Origin of the sequence: Cellulomonas sp. JH27-2 (genome assembly GCF_014837175.1) — a bacterium.
In the GTDB taxonomy this organism is placed as follows: domain Bacteria; phylum Actinomycetota; class Actinomycetes; order Actinomycetales; family Cellulomonadaceae; genus Cellulomonas.
The window spans coordinates 124,400-142,865 of the sequence record NZ_JACYFR010000004.1 but is presented as its reverse complement, the minus strand read 5'-3'; the positions used below and the strand labels follow the sequence as shown (position 1 = coordinate 142,865).

General features: G+C 71.9%; 12 protein-coding genes and 1 other RNA gene. 5 read left to right on the top strand and 8 right to left on the bottom strand.

All coding sequences use genetic code 11. The features are described 5' to 3' along the window. Positions 1 to 333: 333 nt before the first annotated feature. From recC to IC607_RS17520, 4 genes are all read left to right on the top strand, one after another. On the top strand, positions 334 to 3,657 hold the full coding sequence (recC, locus tag IC607_RS13440) for an exodeoxyribonuclease V subunit gamma (RefSeq protein WP_370526226.1): 3,324 nt from the start codon (positions 334 to 336) through the stop codon (positions 3,655 to 3,657). After that, the gene (locus IC607_RS13435) at positions 3,654 to 6,995 is read left to right on the top strand and encodes a UvrD-helicase domain-containing protein (protein ID WP_191787914.1); all 3,342 of its coding nucleotides are present in this window, start codon (positions 3,654 to 3,656) and stop codon (positions 6,993 to 6,995) included. Before recC ends, IC607_RS13435 begins: the two co-directional genes overlap by 4 nt. Continuing rightward, entirely contained in the window at positions 6,992 to 8,746 is a 1,755-nt protein-coding gene (recD, locus tag IC607_RS13430) for an exodeoxyribonuclease V subunit alpha (RefSeq protein ID WP_191787913.1), read from the top strand. The genes IC607_RS13435 and recD overlap by 4 nt, the downstream gene beginning before the upstream one ends. Before the next feature lie 89 nt (positions 8,747 to 8,835). After that, positions 8,836 to 9,357 carry a peptidoglycan-binding protein gene (locus IC607_RS17520; RefSeq protein WP_225225019.1) on the top strand — a complete coding sequence of 174 codons (522 nt, stop codon included), beginning with the start codon at positions 8,836 to 8,838 and terminating at the stop codon, positions 9,355 to 9,357. Between the two features lie 365 nt (positions 9,358 to 9,722). On the opposite strand, the gene IC607_RS13420 is transcribed toward IC607_RS17520, so the two are convergent. From IC607_RS13420 to IC607_RS13405, 4 genes are all read right to left on the bottom strand, one after another. Beyond that, positions 9,723 to 10,223, bottom strand: coding sequence for a HEPN domain-containing protein (locus IC607_RS13420; RefSeq protein WP_191787912.1), 501 nt, complete (start codon positions 10,221 to 10,223; stop codon positions 9,723 to 9,725). Between the two features lie 2 nt (positions 10,224 to 10,225). After that, complete coding sequence (locus IC607_RS13415) at positions 10,226 to 11,482, bottom strand: DUF262 domain-containing protein (RefSeq protein WP_191787911.1); 1,257 nt, start codon at positions 11,480 to 11,482, stop codon at positions 10,226 to 10,228. Positions 11,483 to 12,223: 741 nt separating this feature from the next. Further along, positions 12,224 to 12,593, bottom strand: a transfer-messenger RNA (tmRNA) gene (gene ssrA, locus IC607_RS13410). Positions 12,594 to 12,672: 79 nt separating this feature from the next. Then, on the bottom strand, positions 12,673 to 13,743 hold the full coding sequence (locus IC607_RS13405) for a S1C family serine protease (protein ID WP_191787910.1): 1,071 nt from the start codon (positions 13,741 to 13,743) through the stop codon (positions 12,673 to 12,675). 123 nt (positions 13,744 to 13,866) lie between these two features. Between IC607_RS13405 and IC607_RS13400 the strand changes: the two genes are divergently transcribed. Then, positions 13,867 to 14,922, top strand: a complete 1,056-nt coding sequence (locus tag IC607_RS13400; protein ID WP_191787909.1) for an ATP-dependent DNA ligase — start codon at positions 13,867 to 13,869, stop codon at positions 14,920 to 14,922. Here IC607_RS13400 and IC607_RS13395 read toward each other — a convergent pair whose 3' ends face one another. From IC607_RS13395 to IC607_RS13380, 4 genes are all read right to left on the bottom strand, one after another. Continuing rightward, positions 14,923 to 15,072, bottom strand: coding sequence for a hypothetical protein (locus IC607_RS13395; RefSeq protein ID WP_191787908.1), 150 nt, complete (start codon positions 15,070 to 15,072; stop codon positions 14,923 to 14,925). It abuts the gene before it with no gap. 43 nt (positions 15,073 to 15,115) lie between these two features. Continuing rightward, the gene (locus tag IC607_RS13390) at positions 15,116 to 16,429 is read right to left on the bottom strand and encodes a DUF2207 domain-containing protein (protein WP_191787907.1); all 1,314 of its coding nucleotides are present in this window, start codon (positions 16,427 to 16,429) and stop codon (positions 15,116 to 15,118) included. 77 nt (positions 16,430 to 16,506) lie between these two features. Further along, positions 16,507 to 16,977, bottom strand: a complete 471-nt coding sequence (smpB, locus tag IC607_RS13385) for an SsrA-binding protein SmpB (RefSeq protein WP_191787906.1) — start codon at positions 16,975 to 16,977, stop codon at positions 16,507 to 16,509. An 82-nt stretch (positions 16,978 to 17,059) separates the two neighbouring features. Continuing rightward, positions 17,060 to 18,466, bottom strand: coding sequence for a M23 family metallopeptidase (locus tag IC607_RS13380; protein ID WP_191787905.1), 1,407 nt, complete (start codon positions 18,464 to 18,466; stop codon positions 17,060 to 17,062).

The following is an 18,466-nucleotide window of genomic DNA, read 5'->3' as shown; positions in this document are numbered from 1 at the left end:
CGGAGGCGAACCGTCGACGCGCCCCTGACGCCACTCGGGCAGGCGTTCAGGGCGGGTGACCGTCTGCCGATGCTTCGGTCGTGCCCGTCAGATCCTCACCGCTCGGGTGGCGTCAAAGATCGTCGCCCGGCGCCGGCAACCACGCCACGTCGGGCAGGTCCGCGTAGCGTGCGCGAGCGTCGGCAGACACGACCGTGCGGCCGTGCTCGACGGCGGTCGCCGCGATGATGAGGTCGTGCGCGCTACGGGTTCGGCCGGCACGGCGACCCGGAGCGACGATCCCTGTGGGCGAGCTCGGTCGACGCGCGCGAGGCCGTCGCTAGAGTGGCACGCGTGACCAGCCCGACGTCGACCACGACGGGCTCCGGGCTGCGTGTTCACGTCGCAGAACGCAGCGATGTCCTGGTTGCTGGTCTTGGCTCGCTCCTCGCGGAAGCACCCGCCGACCCCTTCGTCCCGGACGTCGTCGCCGTGCCGACGCGGGGCGTCGAGCGGTGGGTCGCGCAGCGGCTGTCGCACCACCTGGGCTCAGCGGACGCGGACGGCATCTGCGCCAACGTGCTGTTCCCGTCGCCACGGCGCCTGGTCGCGGACGTGCTGGCGAGCGCGCTCGGCGTCACGGGCGACGACGACCCGTGGGCGCAGCAGCAGCTGACCGCCAGCGTCCTGGCCGCGCTCGATGCGAACCTCACCGCGAGTTGGATGCGCCACGTGCGCCGCTACCTCGACGGCGACGAGGTCCACCGCGGGCGGCGGCTGCGGTTCGCGCAGCGCGTCGCGCGGTTGTTCACGACGTACGACACCCAGCGCCCGCAGCTCCTCACGGACTGGGCGGCGGGGCGCGACACCGACGGCACGGGCACGGACCTGCCCGACGACCTGCGCTGGCAGCCGCGCTTGTGGCGAGAGGTCCACGCGGCGATCGGCCAGGACGCACCGGCGCAGCGCATCGACGAGGCGGTGGCGGCGCTGGCCGGCACCCCGGACGTCGTCGACCTCCCGCACAGGCTCTCGGTGTTCGGCGCCACGCACCTGCCCGACGCCCACCTCCAGGTGCTCGGTGCGCTCGCGCGGCACCGCGAGGTCCACCTGTGGCTCCCGCAGCCGTCGCGCGCGCTGTGGCGCACGCTCGACGCGAAGCCGCAGGGCACGCCGCGGACCAGGGTCGCGGCCCATCATCCCCTCCTGACGTCGATGGCCGGGGACGCCACCGAGCTCGCCGCCCGCGTCAAGGCCCACGCGTCCAGCGTCGAGGAGATCGAGACGCCGCCCAGACCGAGCACCGCCCTCGGCCACCTCCAGCAGCGCATCGCCGACGACCGCACCGACGGCCCGCTGCACGCACCCGACCGCACGGTCCAGGTCCACGCCACGCACGGCAGGTCTCGTCAGGTCGAGGTCCTGCGTGAGGTCGTCGTCGGCCTCCTGGCCGACGACCCCACCCTCCAGCCCCGCGACATCATCGTGATGTGCCCGGACGTGGAGGCGTTCGCGCCGCTGGTCGAGGCGGCGTTCGGACCCACGCACGCGGAGGACGAGCACCCCGGCCGGACGCTGCGCGTCCGCATCGCCGACCGCGCGCCCGCGCAGCAGAACCCCGTGCTCGCCGTCGTCCAGGCGGTGCTGGAGCTCGCGGACTCGCGGGTCGGCGCGTCGGCAGTCGTCGACCTGGCGGGCCAGGCGCCCGTCAGGCGGCGGTTCGGCTTCGACGACGAGGAGCTCGACCGGATCCGGGCGTGGGCGCTGGAGTCCGGCGCACGGTGGGGCGAGGACCAGGACCGACGAGCGAAGTACCAGCTCAGGGTCGCGCAGGGCACCTGGGCCACGGCGCTCGACCGGCTGCTGCTGGGCGTCGCGATGGCCGAGGAGGACCAGCGGTTCGTCGGCGCGGTGCTGCCCGTCGACGACGTCGGCTCGACGGACGTCGACCTCGTCGGGCGGCTCGCGGAGTTCGTCGACCGGCTCACCGGGACCCTGCACGCGCTCGACGGCGCGAGGCCCGCGGGCGAGTGGTTCGACGCGCTCGACCGGGCGGTCCTGCTGCTCACCGACACCTCGCCGCAGGACGCCTGGCAGCAGGACCAGGCTGCGCGCGTCCTGACCGCGGCGCGGGACACCGCGAACGGCACGACGCTGCGCCTCGCCGACGTCGTCGCGCTGCTCGAGCCGGCGCTCCGGGGCCGTCCGACGAGGTCCGGGTTCCGCACCGGCGCGCTCACGGTCTGCAGCCTGGCGCCCATGCGAGCGGTCCCCCACCGGGTCGTCGCGCTGCTCGGCATGGACGACGGCGCGTTCCCGCGGTCCACCGCCCGCGACGGGGACGACGTCCTCGCACGCACCCCGCTCGTGGGTGAGCGCGACGCCCGGCAGGAGGACCGCCAGCTCTTCCTCGACGCCGTGACGAGCGCGACCGACCACCTGGTGGTCGTCTACTCGGGCGCCGACGAGCGCACCGGCGCGCCGAGGCCGCCCGCCGTGCCCGTCGGCGAGCTGCTCGACGCGCTCGACGCGGTCGTCGCCGAAAGTGCACGCGGGCGCGTCGTGCACCACCCGTTGCAGACGGTCGACGAGCGCAACTTCGTCCCCGGCGCGCTCGGCCGGCCTGCGGAGCCGTTCAGCTTCGACGCGCTCGACGAGGCCGCGGCCCGCATCGGGCGCGGACCGCACCGGGCGCAGCCGTTCCTCGACGAGCCGCTCCCCGGCAGCACCGAGGACATCGACCTCGCCGACCTCGTCGCGACGCTCGAGCACCCCGTCCGCGCGTTCGTGCGGCGACGGCTGGGCGCCACGCTCCCGGGCGACGAGCCGCAGCTCGACGACCGCCTGCCGCTCGAGCTCGACGCCCTGGAGCGCTGGTCGATCGGTGACCGGCTGCTGGCCGCTGCGCTCGCCGGCGTCGACCTCGACGACGCGGGCCGGGCCGAGCGCCGCCGCGGCCACATGCCCCCCGGCGCGCTCGGCGGCGCGACGCTGGACGCCGTGCAGGCGCAGGTCAGGCCCCTGCTCGCGGCCGGCGAGCGCTACCTGCAGGCGCCAGCCGCGTCGTTCGACGTCGTCGTCCCACTGCCGGGCGGCCGACGCCTGGCCGGAACCGTCAACGGCGTGCGCGACGGCGTCCTGGTCCGGACCGTGTTCTCCCGGCTCGGCGCCAAGCACCGCCTGCGCGCCTGGGTGGAGCTGCTGGCGCTGGCGGCGACGTTCCCGGAGCGCGAGCTCCGCGCGGTGACGGTCGGGAGAGGGCAGGGCAGCACGTGCAGGGTCGCGCTGACGCGCGCCCCCACGGAACCGGCGGCGGTGCTCGCGCGGCTCGTCGACCTGTACGACGAAGCGATGCGCGCGCCGCTCCCCCTGCCGCTGGCCACGAGCCTGGCGTACGCGCACCCGCGCAGCGGCGGCGGCGAGGAGCGGGACGCGCTGGAGTCCGCGCGCAAGGAGCTGGGCTCGGCCGACGACGCGGCGAACGGTCGCGGCGGCTTCGAGGCCGCCGACGACTACCACCTGCTCGCGTTCGGCGACCCGTTCACGTTCGACACCCTAACCGGGCCGCCGAGCGACGCCGACCGTCGCCGCGCCCCCGGCGAGAAGACGCGGTTCGGCGCGCTCGCGATGGCGCTGTGGCTCGACCTGCTCGAGCACGAGGAGGTGGCCCAGGCATGACGGAGCAGCCGTTCGACGTCTGCGGACCGCTGCCCGAGGGCACGGTGGTGCTGGAAGCGAGCGCCGGGACCGGCAAGACGACGACCATCGCGTCGCTCACTGCCCGGTACGTGGCCGAGGGCGTGGCCCGCCTGCCGGAGATCATGCTCGTCACGTTCGGCCGGCTCGCGACGTCCGAGCTGCGCGAACGCGTCCGCGAGCGCCTGGTCGAGGTCGAACGGGCGCTGCGGGACGGTATCACGACCGATCCCGTCGTCGCGCACCTGGCCGCCACCGACCGCGAGGCCCGCGCACACCGCCTGCGCGAGGCGATCACGGAGTTCGACGCCGCCACCATCACGACGACGCACGGCTTCTGCCAGCAGATGCTCACGTCGCTGGGCACGATCGGCGACGTCGACCCGGACGCGCAGCTGGTCCCCGACATCGCGGGCCTGGAGGCGGAGGTCGTCGACGACCTGTACCTGCGCAAGTACGCGGCCGACGACGCCCCGACGCTGACGGTCGCCGACGCGCGAGCCGTCGCCCACGAGGCGATCAGCGACGCGGTCGCGGTCCTGGAACCGGCGGACGCCGAGCGCGGCACCCGTCCCGGCGACGCGTTCGGCCTGGCCACGGCGGCGCGTGCCGAGCTGCACCGGCGCAAGCGCTCGCTGCGGGTCCTGGACTACGACGACCTCCTCGTCCTCCTGCGCGACGCGCTGACCGACCCGGACACCGGCGCGGCGGCGGCTCAGCGCGTGCGCGAGCGGTACCGCATCGTGATGGTCGACGAGTTCCAGGACACCGACCCCGTGCAGTGGGACATCCTGCGGACCGCGTTCCACGAGCACCGCACCCTGGTCCTGATCGGCGACCCGAAGCAGGCGATCTACCGGTTCCGCGGTGCGGACGTCGCGACGTACCTGCGGGCGCGAGCGGTCGCGACGACGCGGACGCTGCACCGCAACTGGCGCGCGGACCCGGCTGTCCTCGACGGGCTCGCGCCGATCCTGACGGGCACCGCGCTCGGCGACGACCGCATCCAGGTGCACCCCATCGAGCCCGCCCGCACCGGCCGACGGCTCGACGGCGGCCCGGCCGTCCGCCTGCGACAGGTCACGCGCGCGGCCGTGCACGCGCCCGACGACGCCAAGAACCCGCCGATCGGGACCGTGCGCACCTTCCTGCACGCGGACGTCGCGCAGCAGGTGCTGCGCACGCTGACCGACGAACGCCTCCGCGACGGCGACGCGTGGCGTCCCGTCCAGCCCGGTGACATCGCCGTGCTGACGCGCGTGAACCGGGACGCGGTCGCGGTGCAGCAGGCGTTGGCGGACGTGGGCGTGCCCGCCGTGATCTCGATGCTGTCCAGCGTGTTCGGCACGCCGTCCGCCCGCGACTGGCTCGTGCTGCTGTCCGCGCTGGCCCGTCCGGGCGTGAACGGCCTGGTCGCGGCGGCGGCGATGACGCCCTTCGTCGGCTGGACCGCCGGTGACCTGGCGCGCGCGGACGACGAGGCCCGCGACCGGCTCACCGACCGCGTCCGTACTTGGTCACGCGTGCTGGAGGACCAGGGCGTCGCCTCGCTCGTCGAGGCCGCGGCCGCCGCCGGCCTGCGCGAACGCCTCGTCGCGCTGCCGGACGGCGAGCGTCGCCTGACGGACGTCCGGCACATCGGTGAGGCCCTGCACGCCGCGGCGACCGCCGACCGCCTGGGCCCGGCGGCCCTGCTCGAGTGGCTGCGCGCCCGCGTCGACGAGGCCGCGCAGGACTACGCCGAGGAGCGCAGCCGGCGCCTCGAGACCGACACCGCGGCCGTCCAGGTCATCACCGTGCACGCCAGCAAGGGCCTGCAGTTCCCGGTCGTGATGGTCCCGTACCTGTGGGACAAGTTCACGCCGCAGGCGCCGACGACCATCGGCTACGACCGCGACGACACCCGCCTGCTGCACGTGGGCGGCAAGGGCAGCCCGGGATACGACGACGCGTTCGCGGCCGGCAAGGAGGCCGACGACGGCGAGGGCCTGCGCCTCGCGTACGTCGCGCTGACCCGGGCGACGAGCCAGGTCGTGGCGTGGTGGGCGCCGTCGGCGAACTCGTCGCGCGGGGCGCTCACGCGCCTGCTGCTGGGCGAGCGGGACGCGGCCGGCAACCCCGCCCCGCTCGTGCGGTCCACGACCGACGACCGCACGACCGCCGTGCTGCGCACCCTCGTCGCGCGCGGTGGCGAGGCGCTCGAGCTGGAGGTCGTCACCGCCGCGGAGACGCGCCCGCGCTGGTCGCCGCCGGCGTCGTCGGCCGACGAGCTGCGGGTGGCCCGCCTGGGCCGCGTGCTCGACACCGCCTGGCGCCGCACCTCCTACTCCGCGCTCACGGCCGCCGCGCACGACGCTGCGGCGCACGGGCCGGCCCGCGAGCGCGTCGGGTCGGAGCCCGAGGAGCCGGGCGTGCAGGACGAGCCGGACGCGTCCGAGACAGTCGCCTCGACGCCCGCACCGGCTGCGCCCGACGGCGTCGCCTCGCCCATGGCCGACCTGCCGGCGGGCACGGCGTTCGGCACGTTCGCGCACCGCGTGCTGGAGCTCGTCGACACCGACGCCCCGGACCTGCTGGCGGAGCTCACGGCCCGCTGCACGGAGGCGAGGACGGGCGCCCTGCTGGCCGCGGGCGCCGACGAGGTCGCCGCCGCGCTGCTGCCGACGCTGCGCACCCCGCTCGGCCCGCTCGCCGGCGGTGCCACCCTCGCGGACGTCCCACGCCGCGACCGACTGGCCGAGCTCGAGTTCGAGCTCCCCCTCGCGGGCGGGGACGTCGCATCGTCGTCGGCCCGTGCCGCGACCGTGCGCGACATCGCTGCCCTGCTGCGCACGCACCTGCCGGCGACCGACCCGTTCGCGCCCTACGCCGACCGCCTGGACGACGAGGCCCTCGCAGCCTCCCACCTGCGCGGCTACCTCACGGGCTCGATCGACGCGGTGCTGCGCGTCCCGGCGCCCGTGCCGGGCGGGTTCCGCTACCTCGTCGTCGACTACAAGACCAACCGCCTGGGCCCGTACGACGAACCCCTCACGCTGTGGCACTACCGCCCCGAGGCGACGACCGCGGCGATGATGGACGCGCACTACCCGCTGCAGCTGCTGCTCTACTCGGCCGCGCTGCACCGCTACCTGCGCTGGCGTCTGCCGTCGTACGACCCGGGCACGCACCTGGGCGGCGGCCTGTACCTGTTCCTGCGCGGCATGGCCGGCCCGACGACGCCGACGGTCGACGGTGTCCCGCACGGGGTCGTGTCGTGGCGGCCGCCTGCCGCGCTCGTCGTCGCGCTCTCCGACCTGCTGGCGGGAGGTGCGGCATGACGTACGCACCCGACGTCCCCTGGCGCGTCACGGGCGTTCTGGGCGACCTGGTCGACGCCGACGTCCTGACCAGCGCGGACGTCCACGTCGCCGCCCGGCTGGGCGCGATCGGCGGGGACGACGACGAGCGGGTCCTGCTCGCCGCGGCGCTGGCCGTGCGAGCGCTGCGCCGCGGCTCGGTGTGCGTCACGCTCGACGACGTGGCCGCCGAGGTCACCGCCGAGACGGACGGCGAGCCCGTCCCGCTCCCCTGGCCCGCCGCCGCCGACTGGCACGCCGCCGTGCGTCGCTCCCCGCTCGTCGCCGACGGCCCCGACGGACTGGCGGACCGCCCCCTGCGCTGCGTCGACGGCCGCGTCTACCTCGACCGCTACTGGCGCGACGAGCAGACGGTCCGCACGTCGATGCACGACCGGCTGGCGCGGAAGGCGTCGTTCGACGAGGCCGCGCTGGCCGGCTCGATCAGCCGCCTGTACCCGTCGCCGGCCGACGCCGCGCAACGCGACGCCCTGCGCACCGCCGCCGCCTCCCACCTCATGGTGCTGACGGGCGGACCCGGCACCGGCAAGACGACCACGGTCGCGCGCCTCGTCGCGGCGCTGCAGTCCGCCGCCGGGCCGGACCTGCGCGTCGCCCTGGCCGCCCCGACGGGCAAGGCCGCTGCCCGCCTGCAGGAGTCGGTGAACGCCGAGGTCGCGACGCTGTCCGAGCAAGACCGGGCGGCCGTCGGCGACCTCCAGGCGACGACGCTGCACCGACTGCTCGGGTGGCGCCCCGGCACCACGACCCGGTTCCGGCACGACGGGACACGCCGCCTCCCGCACGACGTCGTCGTGGTCGACGAGTCGTCGATGGTGTCCCTGCCCCTCATGGCCCGGCTGGCCGAGGCCCTGCGCCCGGGCGCCCGCCTGGTTCTCGTCGGCGACCCGGACCAGCTCGCGAGCGTCGAGGCCGGTGCCGTGCTGGGCGACCTGGTCGCGTCGCTGCCCGGCGGCGTCGTGCGCCTCACGCAGGCGCACCGCTACGGCGACTCGCTGGCCGAGCTCGCCGAGGCGATCCGCCGCGGTGACGCCGACGCCACGATCGACCTGCTGCGCGCGGGCGACCCGCACCGGGAGCTCGTCGAACCGTCCTCCGAACGCCTCACCGCCGAGGACGTCGCGGGCCTGCGCGCCGACGTCGAAGCCTCGGGTCGCGCGCTGACCGACGCCGCACGGGCCGGTGACGCGCCCGCAGCCCTCGCTGCTCTCGGTGCCCACCGCCTGCTGCTCGCCCACCGCGAGGGCCCGTTCGGCGTCGCGCACTGGGCCGCCCAGGCGGAGGCGTGGATCGCGGCGGCGACGGGCGCGCCGACGACGGGCGGCTGGCCCCTCGGCCGCCCGTTGCTCGTCACCGAGAACGACCGCTCCAGCGGCCTGCACAACGGCGACACGGGCGTCGTCGTGGCGGACGGTGACGGTGTGAGCGTCGCGTTCGGCGACCCGGACGCCCCGCGCCTCGTGCGCCCGTACCGACTGCCCGCGGTCCAACCGGTCCACGCGATGACCGTCCACCGCGGCCAAGGCAGCCAGTTCGCGCGCGTGACGCTGCTGCTCCCCCCGGTCACGTCCCCGCTGCTCACCCGCGAGCTCCTGTACACCGCGGTCACGCGCGCCCGCGATGTCGTGCGCGTCATCGGCACCGCCGACGCCATCCGCGCCGCCGTCGAGCGCCCGGTCCGCCGAGCCAGCGGCCTGCGCGAACCCCGCTGAATTCTTGTCGCGGATGCGCGCCGGAAGTATTTGCGGCGCCACGCACGCGTCCTTCTCGTTGTCCACGACGACACGGGCAGGAGTGCACGATGAAGACCACCAAGATCGACGACGACGAGCACTGGCTCGCGTCGGGTGCAGCGGCCAGCTACGCGCGCATGCGGGCGGCCGGCTGCCCCGACGGCGTCACGTCAGCGGGCCGGACCCACGCGGAGCAGCAAGCGCTGCGCGACAAGTTCCTCGCCCACGAGGGCGCGTTCGCGCTGCCGCCGGGCCACTCCCAGCACGAGCTCGGGCTCGCCCTCGACCTGCCCAAGCCCGCGCGCGGCTGGGTCCGCCGTCACGGCGCCAGCCACGGCTGGGTCAAGGACGTGAACCCCAAGGAGAACTGGCACATGGAGTACCGCAAGGCCGCCGACACCCATCGCGACGTCCTGATCCAGGGGAGCCGCGGCGCCGCCGTCAAGGCGCTGCAGACCAAGCTGGGCATCACCGCCGACGGCATCTTCGGCCCAAAGACCAAGGCCGCAGTCATCGCCTACCAGAAGGAGCACGACCTCGAGGCCGACGGCATCGCGGGCCCGCTCACGCGCAAGTCGCTAGGCATCTGACCGGACGACGGATGCCCGCCCCTCGAGGGGGACGGGCATCCGTGTGCGAGCGTGGCGAGAATTGAAGGCGATCCGGCGCTACCAGCGGACATTCGCGAACGCCCCATTTGCAGGTTCGCGACGGCAGAACCTGCACTCCCAGCCGATCTTCTGCCGCCTTGTTGACGTGCTCAATGAGGGTCACCCGATCCATGCGCGGTCGATCCAAAATGCACCGATGCTGGAAGTCGGACCTCGAGCACGCCGTGACGACCGGCCAGGCACCGCGCGTGAAAGTACACCTCGTCACCGCACCCCCGCAGCCAAGGGTTGACGCTCCTGGCGAACCACGAGTTGGCCGAGTTCCTCTGGGAAACCGCAAGTACTCAGCTGCGCGGGTCTAGACGAAGGATAAACCAGTCAGCAACCTCCCGAGCGGGATCAAGTAGATCGAGCGCCTTCCTCGAGCCGATGCCTTCACTCAGCCCATGCGCGATCTTGTTCCGCCGGTCGACGAGCAACGCGATCTCGCGCCTGAGTCTCTGGTCATCCCGATTGAGCAACTCGTCCAGCTCGTCTGCCCATGGTCGGCTGAACCGACCCGCAAGCACGGCGAGCTTCTCCGGAGCGGGATTGGTGCCGCGACCTAGCCAGCTACCGCCGAACGACGCGATGACGGGAGCGGACTTGCTTGCGATCAAGGACCGGCAGCACACCTCGACGACCTGCTCTAGGTAACCACACGTCCTCACCACCAGGAAGCGGGCCAGGGCAGCCGTCACCTCATCAGGACGACCACGCTCAGGAGTGCGGACGAGGGCCTCAACGAGCTTGAGCGAATTGTCCAGTTGGTTAATCTCCAGCGACGGCCATGGTCCAGTCCACACGCCTAGATCCCTGCAAAGGCCGCTGTGGCGATTTCCAGCCGAGCGCGAACGTTCTCTTCATCGGCTGTCGCGCGTGTGATCGCATCCTGTAGGGCTGGATTTGCCTTAAGGGAGGCAATTGCTTCTGCGATCCGCTCGGGATCAGGAGATGTCCTCTGGTCAAGGCGGCGCATGAGCCCGACTATGATCGCTTCTGCGAGCGCGGAATTGATCTGAGCGCTCTGGAAGCGAATGCCATCACGCCCCGCCGTGCCGGCTACCATCAATACGGCCGTCCCAAACCGGTCCGCCAATGTGTCGGCGCCAAGGCTGGTCATGTCGCGATTTGCCTGAGCGAACGCGTTGAGAAAGCTCTTTAACGGCCGCCTATATGAAGCAGCGTTTAGGTAGAGAGCGACGATTCGAAGGACGAGTTCCTGGTCCCTCACGCGCGGTGACCTCTTGCCATAGAGCGCGCGCCACGCCACATCGGAGTTCAAACGATCCAGGAAGTCGATGAATGGCCCCGCGAACAGTGCCACCCTGATCTCGTGGGCGGTCAGTTGCGTGCCTCCTGCGTTCAAGCGCTCAAAGATCTTATATATGGAGTCGAGCGCCTGAACGCTACCGTCGGATGAAACAATCGTTGCCTGTATAAAAGCGTCGTCGATGAGTCGTCGTTGCTCGCCATCGAGGGTCCTATACGTGAGCCCGCGCAGGCGCTCCGAGACATTTCGAAGAGCGAACTCTTTCCCGTCATAGATTCCGCTGTAAAAGTGTTGGAGCGTCCGCAGTCGCTGCTGTCCATCCAGAACGAGGTAGCGTCGATCGACTTGCCTGATAAGAAAGATTCCAGGAATTGGGTAACCCAGAAGTAATGACTCAATGAAGCGATCCATCTGTGGCCGGTTCCAAACGAACGACCGCTGGAAGCCCGCAGACGTGATGCGGTCGTCATTATGACCAAAGATCGGAACAAGGATGTCGTTGCGATTCAGGCGGTGCACCAGACCGGCGACGTCGAAGTCCTGGCCGGAATAGGTCACGGGAGGGGAGTCTGGCTCCGCTGTGACGAGATCCTCACTCTCGTCGGCAGTGAGGCCCTCAGGCTCCCCACCCTCCCCCTCGGCGCCCGAGTCTGCGTCGGCGGACGCGGTTAAGTCGTCATCCGCCCCCTCCGTCAGCGGAGCCTGGTCTCCTTGGCCGGCCGCAGCGTTGTCTCTGGTCGAGTTGGTCAGCTCGTCTGGTGCAAAGGCGGCGGGTTCGTCGGCTGCGGGCATGCACTGCATCGTACGGGTGTAGTCGCCGCAAGCGGTGTAGAGCGGAGCGGCAAGTTCAATGGAGCCATGCCGCAGAATCCGTCGCGCGGCGAGCCGACCACGAGTCGGCATTCGCAGGACAAGAACACGCCGCAGTCCGGGTGGCCCGCACGCTGCGGGCCGAGTTGGGCACCGTTACGGGCCCGTCCATCGGGTCGCGAACCAGCTCGGCTACGAGATCGGGTCGGTGCGGCTGTGGTTGCGGCAGGCTGACATCGACGACGGGAATACCCTTGGCGCGACCACGTCGGACAACGCCCGGGAGCTCGAGGTCGAGCAGGAGGTGCGTGAGATGCGGCGGCCGAACGAGCTGGCGGATGCAAGCGGTGGCGCAAGGAACTCTGCCCGCCGTTCCGATGGTTATAGACAGCCCAGCGACTTGCGTAGTTGGCTGTTGAGGCCGTCGCTCGCGCCCGCGCTCAACGAAGTGAGCCGATCGACGCGCTTCAGGATCACGCCGTCAGCCGCACGAGCGGCGATGCGAGTGCATTCCATGGCAGAGCCGCCGGCGGCCTCGATGAGCTGTCGAGCGACGACCGCGTGACGCTAAGCGTTGTACGTCAAGCTCGCCTGCCGACCGGTCACCGGCTTTCCCGACAGCGCGCGAACGCGCGGCTCTCGGAAGGGGGCCACACGCAGAAGAGAAGCCATCCGTTGCCTCGGATGGCTTCTCTTCTGATCGACACGACCCGCAGGTCAGCGTTGTGGAGGTGGCGGGAATCGAACCCGCGTCCGATGACGTGGAACCAGGGCTTCTCCGGGTGCAGTCCGCGATGGATTTTCTCGGCCCCCACCCCTCCCGCGGACAGGAAGGTGGACGGGCTCAGTCGGCTAGAAGTCCCGACCGTCACACCGACGATGACGATCAGCAGTGGCTCTCTAGATGACGCTGGTTACTGAGTCGAGAGCGTACTCAGGCCAACGGACTTCGGGGCTCGCTCAGGCGGCGAGGGCGAAGTCGGTGCGCTTGGAATCGGCACCTATTGGTTTGCACGGATCGTTATCGAGATAACCGTGCGTCCTCGACCCGCTTCTCCTGGCTCGACGATCACCGTCGAAACCGATCACCCCCATGTGCAGTTGTCAACCGGTCCCGAGGGACCGTGGCTCACACTACAGGCTCAACCGGCCCCGCCCCCACCTGATTCCCGTCAGACGGCGTCCGACGACGACAGGGCCGGGTCCAGCTGGACGGCGACGGCCATCGCGTCCTGGATGTCGATCGCGTAGGCGATCGTCTGCACGCCGTTCGTCGAGACGGCCGTGGTCATGCCGACCACCTCGCCCTCGTCGTCGTACACCGGGCCGCCGGAGTCGCCCTCGACCACGCCTGCGGAGAACGCGAACAGGTCGCCGACGGTCTCCGTCTGCGTGGTGATGGTCTGGTCGAGCGCGACGACCGCGCCCGACGCAGCCATCAGCGTTCCCTGGCCCTCGGCGTTGCCGACCGACGTGACGTCGTCGCCGACGGCCGCGCCGGAGTCGTCGTCGAGCGTGACCGTGGCCAGGTCGGACGCGTCGGTGAGCTGCAGGACGGCGACGTCGGCGCGGGCGTCGGTCGCGACGACCGTCGCGTCGTAGGTCGTGCCCGTGGTCGGGTCCGTGACCTGGACGGCGGTCGCGCCCTCGACGACGTGGTTGTTGGTCAGGACGATGCCGTCCGACGTCAGCACCATGCCGGTGCCGGCCGAGACGCCCTGCATCCCGTTCTCCGAGACCAGCGCGGCGACGGTCACCACGCCCTCGGCGGCGTCGCCCGTCGCGACCGTCGTGCCGGTGGTCCCCGATGCTCCCGTGCCGTCCTGCAGCTCGCCCGACGAGTCGTCGGGCGCGCCGCCGTACCCCGTCCCGCCGTCGGCGGATCCCTCCTGCGACGACTCGCCCGACGACCCGCGCGGGGTCGACGGCACCGCCGACAGCCCGGGCCACGACGGCGCCTCGACGGGCGTCGTGACGGGCTCCGTGGTGGAACCGGCGGCCGCCGCGCTCGGAGTGCGCCCGAGCGCGGCGGCCGTCCCACCTCCTCCGACGGCCATCCCGACCACGAGCGCCGCACCGATCGCGACCCTCCGCCGCGGGCGGGCGGCGCCCTCGGCCGGGGGCACTGCGGTACCCCCGGCCGGTGCAGTCAACACCTCGGGCCCCTCAACCCCGGTCACCGCGTGGGATGGCTGGACGCCGTCCGGCGCGTCCGTGGGCGTCTGCGTCTGGTCGTCGTCCATGGTCCTGCCCTCCTCACGCGGCCCCCGTGCGGTGCCGACGAGTACAGACAAGTGCGCCCACCGGCGAAACCTCTGTGGTCTTCCCGTGGTTCACCTGTGGGTGCGTGCGGGCACTATGGGTACATGGACCTGCCCGTGATGCCGCCGGTTGCCCCGATGCTCGCCAAGTCCGTCAAGGACATCCCCGACGTGGGGCACGTGGAACCCAAGTGGGACGGTTTTCGCACCATCGTGTTCCGCGACGGCGACGAGGTGGAGCTCGGCAGCCGCAACGAGAAGCCGATGACGCGCTACTTCCCCGAGGTGGTCGAGGCGATCAAGGCGAACACCCCGGACCGGTGCGTCCTGGACGGGGAGATCGTCGTGGTCACGGGCGACCGGCTCGACTTCGAGGCTCTGCAGCAGCGCATCCACCCGGCGGCGAGCCGCGTGAAGCTGCTCTCCGGGCAGACGCCGGCGAGCTTTGTCGCGTTCGACGTCCTGGCCCTGGGCGACGACGACCTCACGCAGACGCCGTTCGCGGAGCGCCGACGACGCCTCGTCGAGGCCCTCGCCGACGCGAAGGCGCCCGTGCACGTCACGCCCGCGACGAGCGACCTCGACGAGGCGCAGCGCTGGTTCACGCAGTTCGAGGGGGCCGGCCTCGACGGCGTCGTCGCGAAGCCCGTCGACGGCACGTACCAGCCCGACAAGCGCGCGATGTTCAAGGTCAAGCACGAGCGGACCGCCGACTGCGTGGTCGCCGGGTACCGCAAGCACAAGAGCGGGAACATCGTCGGCTCGCTGCTGCTGGGCCTGTACACCGACGACGGGCGCCTGCAGCACGTGGGCGTCGTCGCGTCGTTCCCGATGGCCCGGCGGGCCGAGCTCGTCGAGCAGCTCGCCCCGCTGGTGGTCGACTTTGCCGAGCACCCGTGGGGCCGGTGGGCCGACCAGGAGGCGCACGCCGGCAACCGGATGCCCGGCAGCGTGAGCCGGTGGAACGCCGGCAAGGACCTCAGCTTCGTGCCGTTGCGCCCCGACCTGGTGGTCGAGGTCGCCTACGACCACATGGAGGGCGACCGCTTCCGGCACACCACCCAGTTCCGTCGCTGGCGGACGGACCGCGACGCGGAGACCTGCACCTACGCACAGCTCGAGGAGCCGGTGAGCTTCGACCTCGCCGACATCCTGCGCTGATCAGTCCCCGCCACCGCCTCCGTCCCCACCACCGCCGCCGTCCGACCCTCCGTCGCCGCCGTCTCCACCGCCGTCGTCGCCGAAGAAGCCGTCTACCCCGAAGCCACGCCGCGTGAGCACCGCGAGGGTCGCCACGACGATGACCAGCATGATGACGATCATGACCGGGTCACCCCGCTCACGGCCCGCCGGCTCACCAGCCGCCGCCTCCCCCGCCACCGTCGCCTCCACCGACGCTGCCTCCGCCGGAGAAGCCACCTCCCCCGCTCACGCCCGCGCCGCCGCCGCCGAACCCGGCGCCGGACGAGCCGCCGCTCCCGGCCCAGAAGCCCTGCATCGCGATGGGCGGCATGGTCGCGTTGCTCCACGCGACCGGCACCATGCCGGCGCCGAACAGGGCCAGGTACCAGGCGCGCTCGCGCGAGCTCAGGCTGCCGTCCGCCGGCCGCAGCGGGACCAGGTTCCAGTCCAGAGTCGAGACCTGCCCGGCGGACTTCGTGCGGTCGATGCGCAGGTAGCCGCGTCGGGCGAGCTCGTGCACCTCGGCGGGCGGCTGCTCCGGCTTCGCACCGGGGCGCGACGAGCGCCGCACGGCGAGGATCGCGATCAGCACGAATCCGCCGACGAGCAGCGCGACGAGACCGCCGGCTCCGAGCCCGAAGAACGTGCTGCCGGGCATCTCACCGTCGTCGTAGCCCGACATCCCCCCGTCGATGAGCTGTTGTGCCAGGTCGTCGTCGATGTCCGAGCCGCCGCCGTCGACGGACGAGGCCGCGGACCCGTCGTCGGCCTGGTCGCCGACGAACACCGGCGAGGCGTCCGGGAACGTCGCGGCAGGCCAGCCCACGGCGACCGTGAGACCGTCCCCGGGCTCGACGGACGCCTGGTGGAAGACGGCGTGCCCGCCCACCTGGTCGGCCGCGTCGCACGCCTCGGTTGATCCCGAGGTCCCGGCGAAGCACTCCACGCGCTCGACGTCGGCCGGGCCCGAGACGTCGATGCTGACGTCCCCCAGCGGTACCTGCCACGCGGTCCCGATCGCGTCCCAGTAGAGCTGGTCGCCGTCGCCGGTGGTGGCGTCCGGGTCGACCAGGTCGGAGACGTCGTAGCCGATGCGGTACGTCTGGACGCCGTCGACGTCGCCGACGTCCGGGTCGCCGACACGGATGGTCGCCGTCTGCCCGTCGTCGTCCACCTGGACGTCCGCGGGCGCACCGCTGGGGCTGGCCGCGGTGACGTTCGAGACCTCGTACGCACGGGTCCGGCCGTCGTCGGTGGGCTCCTGCTCGGGCACGGTCAGGAACGGACCGTGCCCGGGCTCGCCGCCGAAGTCGAACGTCAAATCGACGGTCACGTGCGCCGTGCCGTCCGCCTCCAGCACCACTGTCTCCGCATAGTGCGGGATCGACCGCGCCGCCGCCGTCCCGTCGTCGGCCATCGCTGCCGACGGCGCCAGGACGCCCGCCCCCACCATCACCGCTCCGATACCCCGCGCCCACCAGGCCATCTCCGACCCCTCTCAGCGAACACCCAAAGGTTGAGTAAAGGAAAGGTATCGGAAGTGGAGCCCCCGGGGGAAGGACCTCAGCGGTCGCGCTTCTCCCGCATGGCCTTGACCGCCTCCATGTTGTCCTGCCGCTCGCGCAGGGCCTGGCGCTTGTCGTACTCGCGCTTGCCGCGGGCCAGCGCGATCTCCAGCTTGGCGCGGCCGTCCAGGAAGTACAGCGACAGCGGGACGATCGTCTGCCCCTTCTCGCGCGTCTTGGCCTCGAGCCGATCGATCTCCTCGCGGTGCAGCAGCAGCTTGCGCTTGCGACGCGGCGCGTGGTTGGTCCACGTCCCCTGCGAGTACTCGGGGATGTGGACGCCGTGCAGCCACAGCTCGTGGCCGTCGACCTCGCAGAACCCGTCAATCAGCGACGCGCGACCCATGCGCAGCGCCTTGACCTCGGTCCCGGACAGCACGATGCCCGCCTCGAAGACGTCCTCGATCGTGTAGTCGTGGCGCGCCTTGCGGTTGGAGGCGATGAGCTTGCGCCCGACTTCCTTGGCCATCGTGTGCATCCCTTCGCGGCGCGCGACGTTCACGCACCAGCCGACGAGCCTACCCGGGCCTCGTCGTGCGACGAACGGGAAATCACAAGCCCAGCAGCGGGCGCGGGTTCACCGTCGAGCCGTTCACGTACACCTCGAAGTGGAGGTGGCAGGCCGCCGACGTCCCGGTGTTGCCGGAGTAGCCGATGAGGTCACCCCGTTCGACGAACTCCCCGGAGTGCACCACGCCGCGCGTCAGGTGGTTGTAGCTCTCCTGCAGCGACTTGCCCTGGTAGCTGCCGCTGTCGATCATCACCTGGTTGCCGAACCCGTAGCGGTACTTCGACCACAGGACGATGCCGTCGCGCGCCGCGTAGACCTTGGTGTTGCACCAGGTGCGCAGGTCGATCCCGGCGTGCAGACGCCAGTAGTGCAGGATCGGGTGGAACCGCATCCCGTACTCGGAGGTCACGTGGATGGGGCTGACGCTCGTCGGGTTGCTGAAGATCGCGCCGGTCAGCGGCTTGCTGTTCGAGTTCGAGTTGGACGCCGGCGGAGCGGGCTTGCCGTTCTTCTTCGCCTCCTCGGCTGCCTTCTTCGCCGCCGCCGCCTTCTTCTTCGCGGCTTCCGCCTTCTTGCGGGCGATCTCCGCGTCGCGCGCCTTGGCCTGCGACGCGAGCTGCTTCAGCTCGGTCTCGACCTTGGCCTGCTCCTGGTCGGCCTTCTTGAGCTGGTCAGCGATCTCGGCCTTCTTCGACTCGAGGTCAGCCTGCTTCTGCTTCTGCTCGGCCACGAGGTCGTCCAGCTCCTTGCGCGCCTTCGCTGCCGCATCGGCGGAGGTCTTCGCGTCCGCGTACTGCTTCTTCGCCTGTGCGTCGAGCTCGGCGATCCGGTCCTGCACCGCCGAGAGCCGTACCTGGGCGTTCTTGCCCGTCGACTCCGACTCCTTGAGCTCGTCGAGCACCTGTCCCTGCGCCCGCAACGCGGTCGTCATCATGCCGTAGCGCTCGACGAAGTCGTCGGTGCTCGTGGAGTCCAGAACCACCTCGACGCCGGACACCGCTCCCCCGGTGCGGTACGCCTCGCGGGCCATCTGGCCGATCGCGGCGCGCATCTTGGTGGCCTGCTCGGTGTCCTGGTCGATCGAGTCCGACAGGGTCGCCTTCTGGTCCTTGGCGTCCTGCAGACGCTGGGCCGTCAGCTGGGCGGCGCGCTGCGCCTTGTCCCGCGCCGCGTTGGCCTTGTCCAGCTTGAGCTGCGCCTCGGGGATCTGACCCTGGATCTCCAGCAGCCGGTCGGACGTCTTGGCCAGGTCGTCGTTGACGCCCTCCATCGCGTCCTCGGCGTCCTCGCGCTGCTGCGCGATCTTCGCCTTCTCCTTCTGCGCGGAGGCGGTCTTGTCGTCGATCGAGTCGCCGAGCGCGGGCTGCGCGAGCGCGCCGAACGTGAGCGTCGCGGCGATGGCACCGACGACGCCGACCGCGACCAGGCGGGAGGGAAGACGACGCAT

What these genes read in the sequence shown, in the direction of transcription:
- IC607_RS13435 (WP_191787914.1), top strand. Translation starts at nt 3,654, where the DNA reads ATGACGGAGCAGCCGTTCGACGTCTGCGGACCGCTGCCCGAGGGCACG.
- IC607_RS13380 (WP_191787905.1), bottom strand. Translation starts at nt 18,466, where the DNA reads ATGCGTCGTCTTCCCTCCCGCCTGGTCGCGGTCGGCGTCGTCGGTGCC.
- IC607_RS13390 (WP_191787907.1), bottom strand. Translation starts at nt 16,429, where the DNA reads ATGGCCTGGTGGGCGCGGGGTATCGGAGCGGTGATGGTGGGGGCGGGC.
- IC607_RS17520 (WP_225225019.1), top strand. Translation starts at nt 8,836, where the DNA reads ATGAAGACCACCAAGATCGACGACGACGAGCACTGGCTCGCGTCGGGT.
- IC607_RS13415 (WP_191787911.1), bottom strand. Translation starts at nt 11,482, where the DNA reads ATGCCCGCAGCCGACGAACCCGCCGCCTTTGCACCAGACGAGCTGACC.
- smpB (WP_191787906.1), bottom strand. Translation starts at nt 16,977, where the DNA reads ATGGCCAAGGAAGTCGGGCGCAAGCTCATCGCCTCCAACCGCAAGGCG.
- IC607_RS13395 (WP_191787908.1), bottom strand. Translation starts at nt 15,072, where the DNA reads ATGCTGGTCATCGTCGTGGCGACCCTCGCGGTGCTCACGCGGCGTGGC.
- IC607_RS13405 (WP_191787910.1), bottom strand. Translation starts at nt 13,743, where the DNA reads ATGGACGACGACCAGACGCAGACGCCCACGGACGCGCCGGACGGCGTC.
- recD (WP_191787913.1), top strand. Translation starts at nt 6,992, where the DNA reads ATGACGTACGCACCCGACGTCCCCTGGCGCGTCACGGGCGTTCTGGGC.
- IC607_RS13400 (WP_191787909.1), top strand. Translation starts at nt 13,867, where the DNA reads ATGGACCTGCCCGTGATGCCGCCGGTTGCCCCGATGCTCGCCAAGTCC.